The following is a 15,522-nucleotide window of genomic DNA, read 5'->3' on the forward strand; positions in this document are numbered from 1 at the left end:
CTCTCCCGCGAAGGCGGGAGAGGACTTAGGAAGAAAAGCGTTCCCTGAGCGCAAGCATCGCCAGCGCCGCTTCGGCCGCGCCGCCGCCCTTGTTCCCGTCCGCCGGCCGCGCGCGCGCGAGCGCCTGGGCCTCGTTCTCGACCGTCAGGACGCCGTTGCCGATCGCCAGGCCGTCCAGCGTCAGCGCCATGATCCCACGCGCGCTCTCGCCCGCGACGATCTCGAAATGATAGGTCTCGCCCCGGATCACGACGCCAAGCGCGACGAAGGCGTCGTAGGACTCGGCCGCGAGCGCGATCACGCCAGGCAGCTCGAGCGCGCCGGGGACGGTGATCGTCTCGTGCTCGTGCCCCGCCGCCTCGATCGCGGCGCGCGCGCCTTCCAGCAGCAGGTCGTTCAGATGGTCATAGAATCGCGCCTCGACGATCAGGATTTGGGCCATGAACGATCCTTTGGGAGGCCATTAAGGGATAATGCGCCGCCCTGATAATGCGGGTCGGCGCTGATGTCGTGGGTCGCCCAGCTTGGCGAGGAAAGGGTGCGCAGGCCGTTATCGTCGGGCCATTCGATTTCGGCGAGCTCCAGCGTCGCGAGCGATCCAAGGAACACATCGATGCCGAATACCAATCCGCCGTCGGCCACCTTGTAGCGCCGCTTTGCTAGAGGCTCGGCCGGTAGGCCCGCGAGCAGCGCATATTCCTCATTCGTTAGATAAACAGTGACGATGGGACGGGCGAGCGGGTCGGCCGCTTCGTACTTCTTGGTGAGCTTAAACGCGCGCTCGCCGCTCGTACTATCGGTCATCTGACGCAAACGCATCCGCGTGCCCGTGATGTAGCGATCCTCAATCAGCGTGAAGGACAGCACCGACAAGTCGGGACGTTTACGCGAGTCGACCAGCCACCGACGCTCCCGCTCGATATGGGCGTATTTGGGATCGCGCGCTTCGTCGATCCCGGTGCGCATTACTCGCCCCCGGTGCCGGGGATCGCGCGCTCGCCGACGATGCTGAGACCGTAGCCATCGAGCGCGACCAAGGTGTGGTGCGTGTTCGTCAGGAGCACCATGTCCTGCACCCCCAATTCCGCCAGGATCTGCGCGCCGACGCCGTAATCCCGCAGCTCCTCGATCTCCGGCGCGCCCGCGCCCTTGCCCTCGCCGCGCAACTTGATGAAGCGCGACACCGAGTCCTTCATCGGCCGGTTGATGACGACGATCACGCCCTCGCCCTCCTCCGCGATCAGCTCCATCGATCGCGACAGGAGCCCGGTGCGCTCCGACTCCTCGCCGAACATGTCGACGAAGTAGGATGCGGTGTGCATCCGCACGAGCGTCGGCTTGTCCGGGTCGATATGCCCCTTCACCAGCGCGATCGTCTCGTCGCCGCTCGCCTTGTTGTAGTAGGTGATCGCGCGCCACTGCCCGCCCCAGCGCGACTGGAACGGCATCTCCGCGCGCTTCTCGACCAGATGGTCGTAGCGGCGGCGGTACGCGATCAGGTCGCGGATCGTGCCGATCTTCAGCCCATGGAACTGCGCGAAGGTGACGAGGTCGTCGAGGCGGCTCATCGTGCCGTCCTCGTTCATGATCTCGCAGATCACGCCCGACGGGTTCAGCCCCGCCAGCCGCGACACGTCGACCGCCGCCTCCGTATGCCCCGTGCGCACCAGCACGCCGCCGTCGCGCGCGATCAGGGGGAAGACGTGGCCGGGCGTCACGATCTCGTCGCGGCCCTTGGACGAATCGATCGCGACAGCGACGGTCCGCGCGCGGTCGGCGGCCGAGATGCCCGTCGTCACCCCGTCGCGCGCCTCGATCGATACGGTGAAGGCGGTCTCGTGGCGCGTGCCGTTATGGCGGCTCATCAAGTCCAGCCCGAGCTCCTCGACGCGGCGCTTGGTGAGCGCCAGGCAGATCAGCCCGCGACCATGCTTGGCCATGAAATTGATCGCGTCGGGTGTCGCCATCTGCGCGGGGATGACCAGGTCGCCCTCATTCTCGCGGTCCTCGTCGTCTACCAGGATGAACATGCGGCCGTTCTTGGCCTCGTCGATGATCTCCTCGGGCGAGGAAAGGAAGGCATGGCGCAGGCGCGACAGCTCGGGCCGCGAGGAACTAGGCTGCACCATGATAGGCCTCCATTCGCTTCAGATAGCGCGCGAGCACGTCGATCTCGATGTTGACCGCCATCCCCGGCTCCAGCCCGCCGAGCGTCGTCGCGCCTTGCGTATGCGGGATGACGTTGATCCAGAAGCGCGATCGCGCGCCCTCGTCGGCGACGCCGTTGACGGTGAGCGAGACGCCGTCGATCGTGATCGATCCCTTGCCCGCCACATAGGGCGCGAGGTCGGCGGGAACGGCGATGTCGATGCGCCTGGAGTCGCCCTCGGCCGCGACCGCTACCACTTCGGCGATGCCGTCGACGTGGCCGGTGACGATATGCCCGCCCATCTCGTCGCCAAGCTTCATCGCGCGTTCGAGGTTGAGGCGGCGACCCTCGCGCCATTGCCCCTGCGCGGTGCGGCTCAGAGTCTCGCCGGACACGTCGACCGCGAACCAGCCCGGCTCGCCCGCCGGAGCCTTGTCGACCACGGTCAGGCAAACGCCCGAACAGCTGATCGACGCGCCGAGATCGACGGTGCCGGTATCGTAGCCCGTGCTGACGACCACGCGCGTGTCACCGCGCGTCTCGACGCGGTCGATCGTGCCGATATCGGTGATTATGCCGGTGAACATCGCGTCAGCTCCTCCGGCGCTCGTAGACCTCGAGCCGGTCGCCGCCAAGCCCGCGCGCATCGTGGAGCCGCCAGCGGCCGTGGGCGGCGGCGAGGTCGGTCAACCCGATATCGCCGATCGCGGACAGCCCGCCGCCGATGATCACCGGCGCGCGGTAGAGGAGAAGGCGATCGACGAGGTCGGCGCGCAGGAACGCGGCGGCCGTGGCGGCCCCGCCCTCGACAAGGAGGTGGTCGACGCCCGGGAGGTCGGCGATCGCAGCCGGTTCGGCCAACCACGTCACCGGGTCACCCTCACCCTTCCGCCGCGCTTCGCGCGTCTCCCTCCCTCTCCCGTCGGGAGAGGGAGGGGCCCCGCTCGCCACAGGCGAGTGGGAAGGGTGAGGGTGACGGCCGCTCAACACCACCCGTTGCGGCGATCGCTCTTCCAGCCCCGCCAGCCGCACGTCGAGCCTCGGCGCGTCCGCTTCCCACGTCCCGCGCCCGACCAGGATCGCCTCGTGCCGCGCTCGCTCGAGATGGGCGTGCGCGCGGGCTTCCGGGCCGGTGATCCAGCGGCTCTCGCCCGACGCGAGCGCGATGCGGCCGTCGAGCGAGGTGGCGAGCTTGAGCGTGACATGCGGCCGGCCGAAGCTCCGGCGGGTCAGGAAACCCGCCATCGACCGCCGCGCCTCGTCGGCACGGACCCCGATCTCGACCGCGATCCCCTCCGCGCGCAGCCGGGCTACCCCCAAGCCATCCGTGCGCGGATCGGGGTCGCCCAGCGCCGCCACGACGCGCGCCACCCCCGCTGAGATCAGCAAGTCCGAGCAGGTCGGCCCGCGCGTCGAGCGGTGCGCGCACGGCTCCAGCGTCGTGAAGCAAGTCGCGCCGCGCGACTCCGCGCCCGCCTGATCGAGCGCCATCGCCTCGGCATGTGGGCGCCCGCCCGGCTGCGTCCATCCGCGCCCGACGACGCGGCCGTCCCGCACGAGGACGCAGCCGACATTGGGATTGGGCGCGGTCCGGCCGCGCCCACGCTCGCCCAAGGCCAGCGCCGCTCCCATCCAGCGCGCATCCGGCTCCGTCAGAGGCCGACGCTCCGCAGCTTGTCGTCGAGCCGCTTGAACGACGCCTGGCGCTCCAGCTCGAGCTTGCGGCGCGCGGCCAGCCGCTCGGCCTTGATCGCGCCGTCGATCTTCTGCTGCGCCGCGATCTGCGCGTCGGTGCGGTCGAGGCGGTATTGCTCCACATAGATGATGTCGGGGGTGTAGGTCTCCTCGATCTGGCCGTCGAACGCGAAGGCGTAGACGAAGAAGCCCGTCACCACCATCGCGAGCAGCAGGAAGCCGAGCTCGTACGGCTCGCGCCCGTTCAGGAAACGCCGCAGGTCGAGGAACGCGCGGATGGGCGACAGGCGGCTGAAGAACTGCATGCGCGGGAAGATAGTCGCGCGCGCCGGGCTTTGCGAGCCCATGCGACCGAAGCACCGTCTTGGTCGTTACGCCCCTGAAGGAGGTCGCCGATGCTCGAACACGTACCCGCTTGGCTGGGCCGCACGCTGTCGGGCGTGCGCGCCGGGGTGGAGAAGCTGACAGTGGTGGAACTCGGCGCGGGGTTGCCCGAGCTCGAACTGATGAGCCCCGCCTTCCGGCATGGCGGACGCCTGCCCCCGCGCTTCACCGCCGACGGGGAAGGCGCGTCGCCCCCGCTCGTCTGGACCGCCCCGCCTGCCAGCACGGCGTTATTGGCGCTGCTGGTCGAGGACGCGGACGTGCCCGCGCCGCAGCCGCTGGTCCATGCGGTGATCTGGGGATTGGAGGCCGATGCCGGGCGGCTGGAGGAGGGCGCGATCGCGGCGGACGGCGACGGTTTCGCGGGGCGCGACGTCGGCCGCAATTCGTTCTTCCGCGAAGGCTGGCTCCCGCCCGATCCGCCCACCGGCCACGGCGAGCATCGCTACGCCTTCCAGCTGTTCGCGCTGGATGCGCACGCGCCCGACCCGGGTGGGAACCCCGGCCGGGCGGCGTTGGTGGAGGCGATGCGCGGGCACCTGCTCGCGGCGGGATTGCTGATCGGCACCTATTCGCGCGAGGAGCCGGCCCCGGTCGGGCCGGTCGGCGCTACTGTGCCAAGCTAGGCCGGGGTCAGACGACCGGCGGCGCGCTCATGGCGATGAGGACGGCGGTGCAGGCGAAGCCGGCGACCGCGAAGGCGAACTGGCGGATCATGGTCTCGGGTCCTTCAGGGCGGGCGTCGATCAGGCGACGGGGATGACGGGAACGGCGGCGCCGACGGCGATCGCGGCGAAGAACAGCGCGCCGACGAACGAGACGACGATGCGCTGGGCGGACTGGAAACGGGTGGTCATGATGGAGGTCCTTGCCTGGTCATCGGCGGTGCGAACCGTTCGTCCACCGATGCCGATTACTTTGCACCGTCCATGCCAATCCAGAGTGTCGGGCTGTCCCAATCACTTAGCGGAATGCGCATTTCCGGATTGGGATTTCGCGCCACTCGAACACGCGCGGATTGCGATTTGTTGGCGCGCTTAGTCCGTGCAGAGCCGATCGCGGCCCGTCGACTTGGCCGCGTAAAGGAACCGGTCCGCGCGCGCGAACGCCTCCTCGAGCGACTCGGTCGATTCCACCGCCGTCAAGCCGACCGACACCGTCACCCGGCCGATCAGCATGTCGGTCTCGCGCGATCGGAAACGCTTGGTCGCCACCGCTTCGCGCGCGGCCTCAAGGATGGTCGCCGCCCGATCCGGCTTCATGCCCGTCAGCAGCACCGCGAACTCCTCGCCGCCGTGCCGCGCGACCAGATGGTCCCCGCACTCGACGCGCAGCGTGTCGGCGATCGCGCTCAGCACCCGGTCGCCGACGCCGTGGCCGTAACCGTCGTTGATGCGCTTGAACCGGTCGATGTCGCACAGCGCCAGGCAGGCGGGCCCGCGCCGCGCGGCGAACGCCTCCTCGAACGCGCGGCGGTTGGGCAGCCCGGTCAGCATGTCCACCCGCGCGGTCACCTGAGCCTCGGCCAGCTTGGCGCGCAGTTCGTCGCCTTCGCGCGTCGCCTGCGCCAGCCGGTGCTCGGCCGCGTGGACGCGCGTCAGCACCGCGCCGGTGATCCGGGCGAGCTCGGCCATCCCGCTGCCCGGTTCGGCGCGATCCCCGGTCTTGGCCATCGCCGCCGCATGTTCGGCTAGGTCGCGCCCGAACCCTCGCGTTTCCGCATGGACGTCGCGCATCACCCGCGCGAAATCCTCGACCTGCGACCAGACCTCGCCCATCAGCCGCCGCGTAGCCGCGTCGGCCCCGTCCTTGTCGGCGGTTCCCGTGACCACCGCGCCGCCCAGTTTCTCGATATCGGCGCGGCTTAGGCGCACGCCGTCGTCGGTGATCCGCGCCACCGCCGCCGCGAGCGCGCCCGACGGGTCGCTGAGCACGTCATAGGCGAAGTGATAATGCGCGGGCTCGGGGCTCAGCCGGTGATCGAGCAGGAACGCGCCGACGCGGGCGAACAGATCGTCGCCCGCGCCCTCCACCCGTCCATCCCGCGCCAGCGCGCCCCGCATCATCCGACCCTTGCTAAACATCGATCAAGGGAGGGCTTAGGGCCGATAGGTTAGGATTGCGTCACCGGATACTTGGTAGCTTCTTCACCGCGGCCAGCGTCATCGACACGTGCTCGGCCGGGTTCATGTCGCTATGGACGAAGGCGATCCGCCCGTCGCGGCCGATGACGTAGCTGGTGCGGCTGGTGACGGTGCGCCCGCCGATCCGCTTGGGGAACGCGACGTCGTACCCGCTCACGACGCCGGGGCCCGCGCTCGCCACCGCGAACTTGCCCGCGCACTCGGTCGCCGAGAACTTCTGCAATTGCTCGACCGGGTCCGCCGACATGCCGATCACGGTCGCCCCGGCCGCGCGGAACTCGCCGACCTTGTCGGCGAAGGCGCGCGCCTCGGCGTTGCAGCCCGACGTGAACGCGGCGGGGAAGAAATACAGCACCACCGGCCCGCGCTTCAGCTGCTGCGACAAGGTGAGGTTGAACACCTTGCCCGCCATCGCGCCGCGCGTGGTGAAGTCAGGAGCCTTGACCCCGGGCGCGAGCGTCGCGAGCGCCGGGGAGGCGAACAGGGCGAGCGTGAGGACTAGGCGGCGCATGAAGGACTCCCGTGTTGATCGGGCGAACGCTACCCGCCCCCGCCCGGCATTGCCAGCCGCCCGCCACCGCGACTAGGCGGGCGACCATGCGCGTGACCCAAGCCGACATCGACCTCGCCCAACGGCTCGCCGACGCGGCGGGCGCGGCGATCCGACCCTATTTCCGAAAGCCTCATGGCGAGGAGCGCAAGGATGACGGTTCGCCCGTGACCTTGGCCGACCGCGCGGCCGAGGCGGCGATGCGTCGCCTGCTCGACGCGGAAGCGCCGGGCGACGGCGTCGTGGGCGAGGAATATGGCGAGAAGCCCGGGGTGACCGGCAGGCGCTGGGTGCTCGATCCGATCGACGGGACCCACAGCTTCACGGCCGGCCGCGCGGTGTTCGGGACGTTGATCGCGCTCCTTGTGGACGATTGGCCGTTGCTGGGCGTCGTCGATCAACCGATCCAGCGCGAACGCTGGGTCGGCGTGATCGGGCGAGGGACGACGCTGAATGGCGCGCCGGTGCGGACACGCGGCTGCCCGACCCTGTCCGGCTCCATCCTTGCGACGACGAGTCCGCATTATTTCGCGGAGGTCGATGGACCGCGCTTCCTCGCGCTGGTGGGCGCGACGGAGAGCGGTCGCATGGGACCGCTTTATGGCGGCGACTGCTACAATTACGGCCTGCTCGCCTCCGGCCATCTCGACCTGGTGTGCGAGGCCGGGCTGAAACTCCACGACTTCGCCGCGCTCGTGCCCGTGGTGGAAGGGGCTGGGGGCCGCATGTGCGACTGGCGCGGCGACCCGCTCACGGCGGACAGCGCGGGCGACGTGCTCGCGATCGGCGACCCGGCGCGGGTGGACGATGTGCTGGAGGCGATGGGAACGCTGGCCTGACTCCCTCTCCCCGCTCGCGGGGAGAGGGGCTGTATCGAGGACGGGCTCGGCACTCTGAACAGCCCCTCTCCCCGACCCTCTCCCCAAGGGGAGAGGGAGAAGGTCAGAAAATCCCCAGGAACTTCTTGCGCTTCGGCCCGCTATTCTCCTCCTTGCTCGTCGTCCCGCGCCCGACGTCGTCGCGCTTCTCTCCACGAGTCGTCCGCTGCGCCGCCGCCGTCGCGCCGCCCAGCACCGGGCCGCACGCCGCCGACTTGGCGTCGCCGATATCTACGAACGCCAGCACCGCGCCGACGGGCGAGGCGACCAGCGCCAGCCCCAGGCCCGCCCCCGCGCGCGCCAGCAGTTCCGGGCTGATCACGTCCAGCTTGGGCGCGGCGAACTGGCCGCCGACGCCGACGGGCGACTGGCCGGAAAAGATCGAGAACTTCTTGCCGTCCGCGCGGAACGCCAGGTCGATCGCTTCCGTGCGGAAGCTGAACCCGCCCCGGCCGACCACGACGTTCTTGGACGTGTCGATCAGGATCGGATCGGCCGCCGCCACGCCGTTCCGGACGGTGAAGCCGATCAGCCCGCACCGGATGCGAATCGGTTCCTTGAGTTTGTCCTGGAACATCTTGAGCGCGAAGGTGCCCAGATCGAGCTCGGATAGCTGCGCGTTCCGCGTCCACATCGTCCCCGCAGGGATGGTGATCGCGATCCGGCCGTTGGCGGTCGAGAGCGAGTCGTGGACGGTGTCGCCGACCCCCACCAGCTGCGCCCGCGCCCGGACGGTGCCCGACGTCCCGGCCTCCTCGACGCCCCAGCCCGCCAGCAGCCGCGCGATCGGCGTCGGGGCCAGGCGGATGTCGTACTTGGTCCGGACGGGCGTGCCCCGCGCGTCGATGACGATGTCCGACGCCACCTCGCCGCGCGCCATGCTGAACGTCAGCGGCGACATCGTCAGCAGCCGGTTCGCCAGCGTCAGCGTCAGGTCGATGTTCGAGATCGGCACCCGCCGCGATCGCACCGCCGCGACCTTGTACCGCACGTCGGCGTCGAACAGCTTGAGCGACTCGACCCGGAGCCTCGCGTCGGGAAGCAGCCGCGGCACCGGCCCGGCCTGGCCCGACGCCGCCGCGACGCCCACCGTCGCGATCAGGTCGGGATTGTACCCCATGAACGGCGCGACATCGACGATGTCCAGGCTGCGCGTCGTGAGATCGGCGTCGATATGGATGCGGGGCTCGCGCTGCTTCACCGTGAAGCGCCCGGCGATGTCGCTGGTCCCGAAGCGGCCCGTCAGCCGGGTGAAGCGGTATTCGGACCCTTCCTTCACCATCCGCGCCCGCACGCGGTAGCCGCGCGATTCGGGTACGGTGACGCCGATGATCCCCAGCAGCTCCGCCATGTTCCGCCCGCGCGCCGCGACGCGGAGCGGCACGCCCTCGATCTGCGTCGCGCTCGGCAGCGTCCCCGACATTTCGACCACGTCGCGCCCGAACCGCGCGGTCGCCTGAAGCTTGTTCTCGCCGTTGGTCACTGTCGAGTTGGGCGACAGCAGCGACCCCGCCAGCGTGAAGGGCGAGTCGAGCGCGCGGCCCGTGCCGGAGAATCGCACCTGATCGTCGATCCGACCGGCGCCCGCGCGGATCGTCTCGAACCCGACGTCGACCAGCACGCGCAACCGGGGATCGAGATAGCGCAGGCTCGTCCCCGCCACCGTCGCGCGCCCGATCAGCGGCATCTCGAACGGCTCGCCCTTGTTTTCCGAGAAGGTCCAGGTGTTCCGCCGGTGCGCCGCGTCCCATTCCAGGTCGATCCGCCCGCCGACCAGGTCCAGGAACCGCGCGCGCCGCCGTCCCCACAACAGCGACAAGGGCGGTATGCGCGTCTCGATCCGCTGAGCGGCGAACAGGTCGGGCCGCGTCGCCCAGGCCGGATTCGCGATCCGCATCCGCTCCGCCAGGAACTTGATGTCGAACGGATCGAAATACAGCTGGAAATCGCCCGCGACCGTCACCTCGCGCTTGATCTGGCGGCCGACGATCGTCTCGAACGGCCCACGCAGGAAGCGTCCCTTGGTGATATAGAGGACCAGCCAGACCGCGAAGACGGCCCCGAGCACGCCCAGCACGACATTGCGCACGATCCGCCAGGCCCGGCGCTCGCGCGGCCGATGCTCGTCGGCCTTGATTTCGGTTTGCACGGTCATGACCCGAACTTGCTCAAAAACCTCATGCGGGTCCAGCTAGTTGCAATAACGTGAACCGGGGATTATGCGCGCCCGTTCCACAAGCGATGCGTCCCAACGACCTGCCCGGCCATCTTGGCGCTGCCGCGGCCGTCTCGTGCATCGCTTTCCCGAGGAGATGAAAATGCCCAAGCTCAAGACCAAGAGCGGCGTCAAGAAACGCTTCAAGCTCACCGCCACCGGCCTGCTCAAGCACGGCGTCGCCGGCAAGCGCCACCGCCTGCTGCATCACAACGGCAAGTATATCCGCCAGAATCGCGGCACCAAGGTCCTGTCCAAGGCCGACACCGCCGCGGTGAAGGCCTGGGCTCCCTACGGTCTCGGCTGAGCGGAAAGGATTAGACAATGGCACGCGTCAAACGGGGTGTAACCACCCGCGCCAAGCACAAGCGGATCCTGGAACAGGCGAAGGGCTATTACGGCCGTCGCAAGAACACGATCCGCATCGCCCGCCAGGCCGTCGAGAAGGCCGGGCAATACGCCTACCGCGACCGCAAGGTGAAGAAGCGGACCTTCCGGGGCCTCTGGATCCAGCGCATCAACGCGGGCGTCCGGGCCGAGGGCCTGACCTACTCGCAGTTCATGCACGGGCTGAAGCTCGCGGGCGTCCAGCTTGACCGAAAGGTCCTGGCCGACATCGCCATGCATGAGGGCGCGGCCTTTACCGCCATCATCGCGCAGGCGAAAGCGGCGCTGCCCCAGGCCGCCTGAAGGCGACCTGCCGCTGGCTCGAATGGGGGGCGCGGATGGCTAGGCCATCCGCGCCCTTTTCGTTAGGGCGCGATCTGAATTACCTCGTCACCCCGGGCTTGATCCGGGGTCCCGCTTCTCCGGCCCAAGAAAGCGGGATCCCGGGTCGAGCCCGGGATGACGGAAGATGGAGTGATCACGTGAGCGCCGACCTTCCCACCCTTCGCGAACAGCTTATACTCTCGGTCGAGGCCTCCGCATCGCTCGACGCGCTCGAGGCGGTCAGGGTCGACGCGCTCGGCAAGCAGGGCCGCGTGACCGCGCTCCTGAAGACGCTTGGGCCCATGACGCCAGACCAGCGCCAGGCGGAGGCCCCGCCGATCCAGGCGCTCCGCGAGGCCGTCACGGGCGCGATCGCCGCGCGCAAGGCGGTGCTGGAGGCGGCGGCGCTCGACGCCAAGCTCGCGGGCGAGCGGATCGACATGACGCTGCCCGTCGACCTGCCCGCGCCCGGCACGATCCACCCGGTCAGCCAGGTGATGGACGAACTGGCCGAAATCTTCGCCGACCTCGGCTTCGCGGTCGCGACCGGGCCGGAGATCGAGGACGATTGGCACAACTTCACCGCGCTCAACATCCCGGAAACGCACCCCGCGCGCGCGATGCACGACACTTTCTACATGTCTCCCTCTCCCCGTCGGGGAGAGGGCCGGGGAGAGGGGCTGAGTCGAACACAGTCGTCCGCCCATGCGGAAACGGCCCCTCTCCCCGACCCGCATCAGGTAAACCGTCCCCCGGACGGTTTAGGTCATGCCAAGGGCATGACCGACCTGATGCGCCCCGCAAGCGGGGCGAGGGAGAAGAAGATGCTCCTCCGTACGCATACCAGCCCCGTGCAGATCAGGACCATGCTCGCGCAGGAGCCCCCGATCCGCATCATCGCGCCCGGCCGCACCTACCGCTCCGACTCGGACGCCACCCACACGCCCATGTTCCACCAGATCGAGGGGCTGGTGATCGACCGCGGCATCCATCTCGGCCATCTGAAATGGACACTCGAGACTTTCCTCAAGGCCTATTTCGAGCGCGACGATATCGTGCTCCGCCTTCGCCCGAGCTATTTCCCCTTCACCGAACCGTCGGTCGAGATCGATGTCGGCTACACGCTCGTGAAAGGCAAGCGCGTCATCGGCGGCTCCGGGGACGGCTGGCTCGAGGTGCTCGGCAGCGGCATGGTCCACCGCAAGGTCATCGAGGCGTGCGGGCTGGACCCGGACGAGTGGCAGGGCTTCGCGTTCGGCTGCGGCATCGACCGGCTGGCGATGCTCAAATACGGCATGGACGACCTGCGCGCCTTCTTCGACGGCGACCTCCGCTGGCTGAAGCATTACGGCTTCTCCGCGCTCGACGTGCCCACCTTGTCCGGCGGAGTCGGCGCATGAAGTTCACGCTGTCCTGGCTCCGCGAGCATCTCGACACCGACGCGACCCTCGACCAGATCGTCGACACGCTCACCCGCGTCGGCCTCGAGGTCGAGGGCGTGACCGACCCCGGCGCGAAGCTCGCCGCCTTCCGCGTCGCTCGCGTCCTCACCGCCGAGCGTCACCCACAGGCCGACAAGCTTCAAGTGCTGTCGGTCGACGTAGGTGACGGACCCGTCCAGGTCGTATGCGGCGCGCCCAACGCGCGCGCGGGGATGGTCGGCGTGTTCGGCGCGCCAGGCGCATACGTCCCCGGCTCGGGCGTCACGCTCAAGGTCGCGGCGATCCGCGGCGTCGAATCCAACGGCATGATGTGCTCGACGCGCGAGCTCGAGCTCGGCGACGAGCATGACGGCATCATCGAACTGCCCGCCGACGCGCCCGTCGGGACCGCCTATCCCGACTATGCCGGGCTGAGCGATCCGGTGATCGACGTCAGCGTCACCCCCAACCGCCAGGACTGCATGGGCGTGCGCGGCATCGCGCGCGACCTCGCCGCCGCCGGGCTGGGCACGCTCAAATCGTTCCACGTGGAACAAACCGGGGGCGGGGGGAGCGGCCCCGAAATCGCGATATACGACTTGGAAGGCTGCCCCGCTTTCTACGCACAGGATGTCGCCGGTGTCGTTAACGGCGACGCGCCCGACTGGATGCGCCGCCGCCTGCTCGCGGTCGGGCAGAAGCCGATCTCGGCGCTCGTCGACATCACCAACTACGTCATGCTCGATCTCGGCCGCCCGCTCCACGTCTATGATCGCGCGAAACTCCGAGGCGGCCTCGTCGCGCGCAAGGCCCACGCGGGCGAACGGTTGACGGCGCTCAATGGCAAGACCTACGCGCTCGACGAGACGATGACCGTGATCGCCGACGACGAGGCCGTCCACGACATCGGCGGCATCATGGGCGGCGAGCATTCGGGCGTGTCCGCCGGCACCACCGACATCGTGATCGAATGCGCGTATTTCGATCCCGACACGATCGCCCGCACCGGCCAGAAGCTGCTGCTCACCAGCGACGCCCGCCAGCGTTTCGAGCGCGGGGTCGATCCCGCTTTCCTGGACGGCGGCCTCGCCCACGCGACCCGGCTCGTGCTCGATATCTGCGGGGGCACCGCCAGCGGCGTCACCCGTGCGGGCTCGCCGCCCGTCGAACGCCGCACGATCGACTACGCCCCGACCCGCGCCGAGACGCTGGGCGGCTTGGCGGTCGCGCCGGAGCGTCAGCGCGCCATCCTCGCCTCGCTCGGCTTCGAGGTGGACGAGAATTGGCGTGTGACCGTCCCGACTTGGCGGCGCGACGTGGACGGCTATGCCGACCTGGTCGAGGAGGTGATCCGGATCGAGGGTATCGACGCGATCCCATCCATACCGCTCCACCGCCCCCCCGGCGTCGCCCGCCCGACCGCCACGCCCGCGCAGAAGCTCGAACGCCGCCTCCGCCGCGCCGCCGCCGCGCGCGGCCACGACGAGGCGGTGACCTGGAGCTTCATCTCGGACGCCGAAGCCGCGCCCTTCGGCGGCGGCGCCTGGACCGTCGCGAACCCGATCAGCGACCTGCTCAAGGTCATGCGCCCCTCGCTCATCCCCGGCCTGCTTAGCGCGACCATACGTAATGTTCGTCAGCTTCAAGGCTCGATCCGCCTGTTCGAGATCGGCCGCCGCTACCTCGCCGACGCCGAGCGCCCCACGCTCGGCCTCGTCCTGGCGGGCGACCGGAGCCCGCGCGGCTGGCGCGGGGGCAGGGCGACGGCCTTCGACGCGTTCGACGTCAAGGCGGAAGCGCTGGCGCTGCTCGCGGCGGCGGGCGCGCCCGTCGACAATCTTCAGGTCATGGAGGGGGCGGGGGACGCCTGGCACCCCGGTCAGTCGGGCACGCTCCGGCTCGGTCCCAAGACGGTGCTCGCCGCCTTCGGGATGCTCCATCCGAGCGTGCTCAAGGCGTTTGACCTGTCCGGCCCCATCGCAGCGGTCGAACTGTATCTCGACGCGATCCCGCCCAAGCGTGCTACGGGCTTCGCGCGCCCGGCCCATGCGCCGCCCGCGCTCCAGGCGGTCCGCCGCGACTTCGCCTTCGTCGTCCCCGCCGATCTCCCCGCCGACCAGCTCGTCCGCGCGGTCCGGGGCGCGGACAAGGCGGCGATCGTTTCCGCCCGCGTCTTCGACCTGTTCGCGCTCGAGGAGGGCAAGTCGGTCGCGGTCGAGGTGATGCTCCAACCCGGCGACAAGAGCTTCACCGACGCCGAGCTGAAAGGCATCAGCGACAAGGTGGTGGCCGCCGCCGCCAAGCAGGGAGCATCCTTGCGTGGCTGATCTGATCCGCATCGGCAACGACCGGCTCTCGGCCGCGATCAACCCGCTCGGCGCGGAACTGTCCAACCTTCGGGACCCGGACGGCCGCGAGTTGATGACCGACGCCGATCCGGCATTCTGGACCGGTCGCGCACCCATCCTGTTCCCGGTCGTCGGCCGCGTGACCGGCGACGTGATCCGCATCGACGGTGCAGCTCATCCGATGCCCAAGCACGGCTTCGCCCGCCGATCGACGTTCGAGGTCGTCGCGGCGGAGGCGACGCGGGCGGCGTTCGCGCTCACCGACACGGCGGAGACCCGCGCCGCCTATCCCTTCACGTTCCGCCTGGAGGTCGCGTTCCGCCTCGACAGCCCGACCCTGCTGACCGAGGTCACGATCGAGAACCGCGGTGAGCGTCCGATGCCCGCGCAGTTCGGCTTCCACCCCGCCTTCGCCTGGCCGCTCCCCTACGGCCGGGACCGCGCCGCCCACCGCCTCCTGTTCGACGCGGACGAGCCCGTCGACCTCCGCGCGATCACTCCCGACGGTTTCATCGCCGCCGCGAGCCGCCCGACGCCGCTCGACGGCCGCGACCTCCGCCTCCACGACGCGCTGTTCGCCGACGACGCGCTCGTCTGGGACCCCGTCCGCTCGCAAGCGCTCCGCTACGGCGCGCCGGATGGCCCGCAGCTCGACATCGCCTTTCCCGATACGCCCAAGCTCGGCGTCTGGACCAAGCCCGGCGCGCGTTACGTCTGCGTCGAGCCCTGGCACGGCATCGCCGACCCGGCGGGCTTCGCGGGAGAGTTCCGCGACAAGCCCGGCGTCTTCGAGATCGCGCCCGGCTCGCGCAAGCGCATCGGCATGAGCGTGACGCTGGTGGCCTGAAGCCCCATATACCTCGTTCGTCACCCCGGACTTGATCCGGGGTCCCGCTATCCACCGCCGCCAAGAAGAAGCGGGACCCCGGACCCAAGTTCGGGGTGACGGTACATTGGAAACACCCATGACCTCCCCCCGCCGCACCTTCGCCATCATCTCCCACCCCGACGCGGGCAAGACCACGCT

Annotated in this window: 16 protein-coding genes; 7 read left to right on the top strand and 9 right to left on the bottom strand. The window is 69.5% G+C overall.

What is annotated here, in order from left to right:
• Positions 1–25: 25 nt before the first annotated feature.
• From ribH to ACFE71_RS08465, 6 genes are read right to left on the bottom strand one after another with little or no spacing between them, the layout of a single operon-like run.
• Positions 26–442 carry a 6,7-dimethyl-8-ribityllumazine synthase gene (gene ribH / locus ACFE71_RS08440; RefSeq protein ID WP_375428358.1) on the bottom strand — a complete coding sequence of 139 codons (417 nt, stop codon included), beginning with the start codon at positions 440–442 and terminating at the stop codon, positions 26–28.
• Positions 427–966 (bottom strand): hypothetical protein, encoded by a 540-nt coding sequence (locus ACFE71_RS08445; protein WP_375428359.1) that lies wholly within the window; start codon positions 964–966, stop codon positions 427–429. The genes ribH and ACFE71_RS08445 overlap by 16 nt, the downstream gene beginning before the upstream one ends.
• Entirely contained in the window at positions 966–2,129 is a 1,164-nt protein-coding gene (gene ribB, locus ACFE71_RS08450) for a 3,4-dihydroxy-2-butanone-4-phosphate synthase (RefSeq protein ID WP_375404336.1), read from the bottom strand. The genes ACFE71_RS08445 and ribB overlap by 1 nt, the downstream gene beginning before the upstream one ends.
• Positions 2,116–2,736 (bottom strand): riboflavin synthase, encoded by a 621-nt coding sequence (locus ACFE71_RS08455; RefSeq protein WP_375428360.1) that lies wholly within the window; start codon positions 2,734–2,736, stop codon positions 2,116–2,118. The genes ribB and ACFE71_RS08455 overlap by 14 nt, the downstream gene beginning before the upstream one ends.
• 4 nt (positions 2,737–2,740) lie before the next feature.
• Positions 2,741–3,781 (bottom strand): bifunctional diaminohydroxyphosphoribosylaminopyrimidine deaminase/5-amino-6-(5-phosphoribosylamino)uracil reductase RibD, encoded by a 1,041-nt coding sequence (gene ribD, locus ACFE71_RS08460; RefSeq protein WP_375428361.1) that lies wholly within the window; start codon positions 3,779–3,781, stop codon positions 2,741–2,743.
• 20 nt (positions 3,782–3,801) lie between these two features.
• On the bottom strand, positions 3,802–4,191 hold the full coding sequence (locus tag ACFE71_RS08465; RefSeq protein ID WP_375428362.1) for a hypothetical protein: 390 nt from the start codon (positions 4,189–4,191) through the stop codon (positions 3,802–3,804).
• 48 nt (positions 4,192–4,239) lie between these two features.
• Between ACFE71_RS08465 and ACFE71_RS08470 the strand changes: the two genes are divergently transcribed.
• Positions 4,240–4,854, top strand: coding sequence for a YbhB/YbcL family Raf kinase inhibitor-like protein (locus tag ACFE71_RS08470; protein WP_375428363.1), 615 nt, complete (start codon positions 4,240–4,242; stop codon positions 4,852–4,854).
• A gap of 411 nt (positions 4,855–5,265) precedes the next feature.
• Here the strand turns inward: ACFE71_RS08470 and ACFE71_RS08475 are convergent, their stop codons facing one another.
• Both ACFE71_RS08475 and ACFE71_RS08480 read right to left on the bottom strand, forming a co-directional pair.
• Positions 5,266–6,291, bottom strand: a complete 1,026-nt coding sequence (locus ACFE71_RS08475) for a diguanylate cyclase (protein WP_375428364.1) — start codon at positions 6,289–6,291, stop codon at positions 5,266–5,268.
• Positions 6,292–6,352: 61 nt separating this feature from the next.
• Positions 6,353–6,883 carry a peroxiredoxin gene (locus ACFE71_RS08480; RefSeq protein WP_375428365.1) on the bottom strand — a complete coding sequence of 177 codons (531 nt, stop codon included), beginning with the start codon at positions 6,881–6,883 and terminating at the stop codon, positions 6,353–6,355.
• Between the two features lie 86 nt (positions 6,884–6,969).
• Here ACFE71_RS08480 and ACFE71_RS08485 point away from each other — a divergent pair, with 86 nt between their 5' ends.
• A complete protein-coding gene (locus ACFE71_RS08485; protein ID WP_375428366.1) occupies positions 6,970–7,761 on the top strand; it encodes an inositol monophosphatase family protein in 792 nt (263 codons plus the stop codon).
• Positions 7,762–7,864: 103 nt separating this feature from the next.
• Here ACFE71_RS08485 and ACFE71_RS08490 read toward each other — a convergent pair whose 3' ends face one another.
• On the bottom strand, positions 7,865–9,955 hold the full coding sequence (locus ACFE71_RS08490) for an AsmA family protein (RefSeq protein WP_375428367.1): 2,091 nt from the start codon (positions 9,953–9,955) through the stop codon (positions 7,865–7,867).
• A 163-nt stretch (positions 9,956–10,118) separates the two neighbouring features.
• On the opposite strand from ACFE71_RS08490, the gene rpmI reads away from it, so the two are divergent.
• From rpmI to ACFE71_RS08515, 5 genes are all read left to right on the top strand, one after another.
• Entirely contained in the window at positions 10,119–10,322 is a 204-nt protein-coding gene (gene rpmI / locus ACFE71_RS08495; RefSeq protein WP_093333883.1) for a 50S ribosomal protein L35, read from the top strand.
• Between the two features lie 17 nt (positions 10,323–10,339).
• A complete protein-coding gene (gene rplT, locus ACFE71_RS08500) occupies positions 10,340–10,705 on the top strand; it encodes a 50S ribosomal protein L20 (RefSeq protein ID WP_375428368.1) in 366 nt (121 codons plus the stop codon).
• Between the two features lie 179 nt (positions 10,706–10,884).
• Positions 10,885–12,126: a phenylalanine--tRNA ligase subunit alpha gene (pheS, locus tag ACFE71_RS08505; RefSeq protein ID WP_375428369.1), complete on the top strand. Its 1,242-nt coding sequence runs from the start codon at positions 10,885–10,887 to the stop codon at positions 12,124–12,126.
• Positions 12,123–14,474, top strand: coding sequence for a phenylalanine--tRNA ligase subunit beta (gene pheT, locus ACFE71_RS08510; RefSeq protein WP_375428370.1), 2,352 nt, complete (start codon positions 12,123–12,125; stop codon positions 14,472–14,474). The genes pheS and pheT overlap by 4 nt, the downstream gene beginning before the upstream one ends.
• Positions 14,467–15,342 (top strand): aldose 1-epimerase family protein, encoded by an 876-nt coding sequence (locus ACFE71_RS08515; RefSeq protein ID WP_375428371.1) that lies wholly within the window; start codon positions 14,467–14,469, stop codon positions 15,340–15,342. The genes pheT and ACFE71_RS08515 overlap by 8 nt, the downstream gene beginning before the upstream one ends.
• The last annotated feature ends 180 nt before the right edge of the window (positions 15,343–15,522 follow it).

Source organism: uncultured Sphingomonas sp. (assembly GCF_964237155.1).
Taxonomy (GTDB): Bacteria; Pseudomonadota; Alphaproteobacteria; order Sphingomonadales; family Sphingomonadaceae; genus Sphingomonas.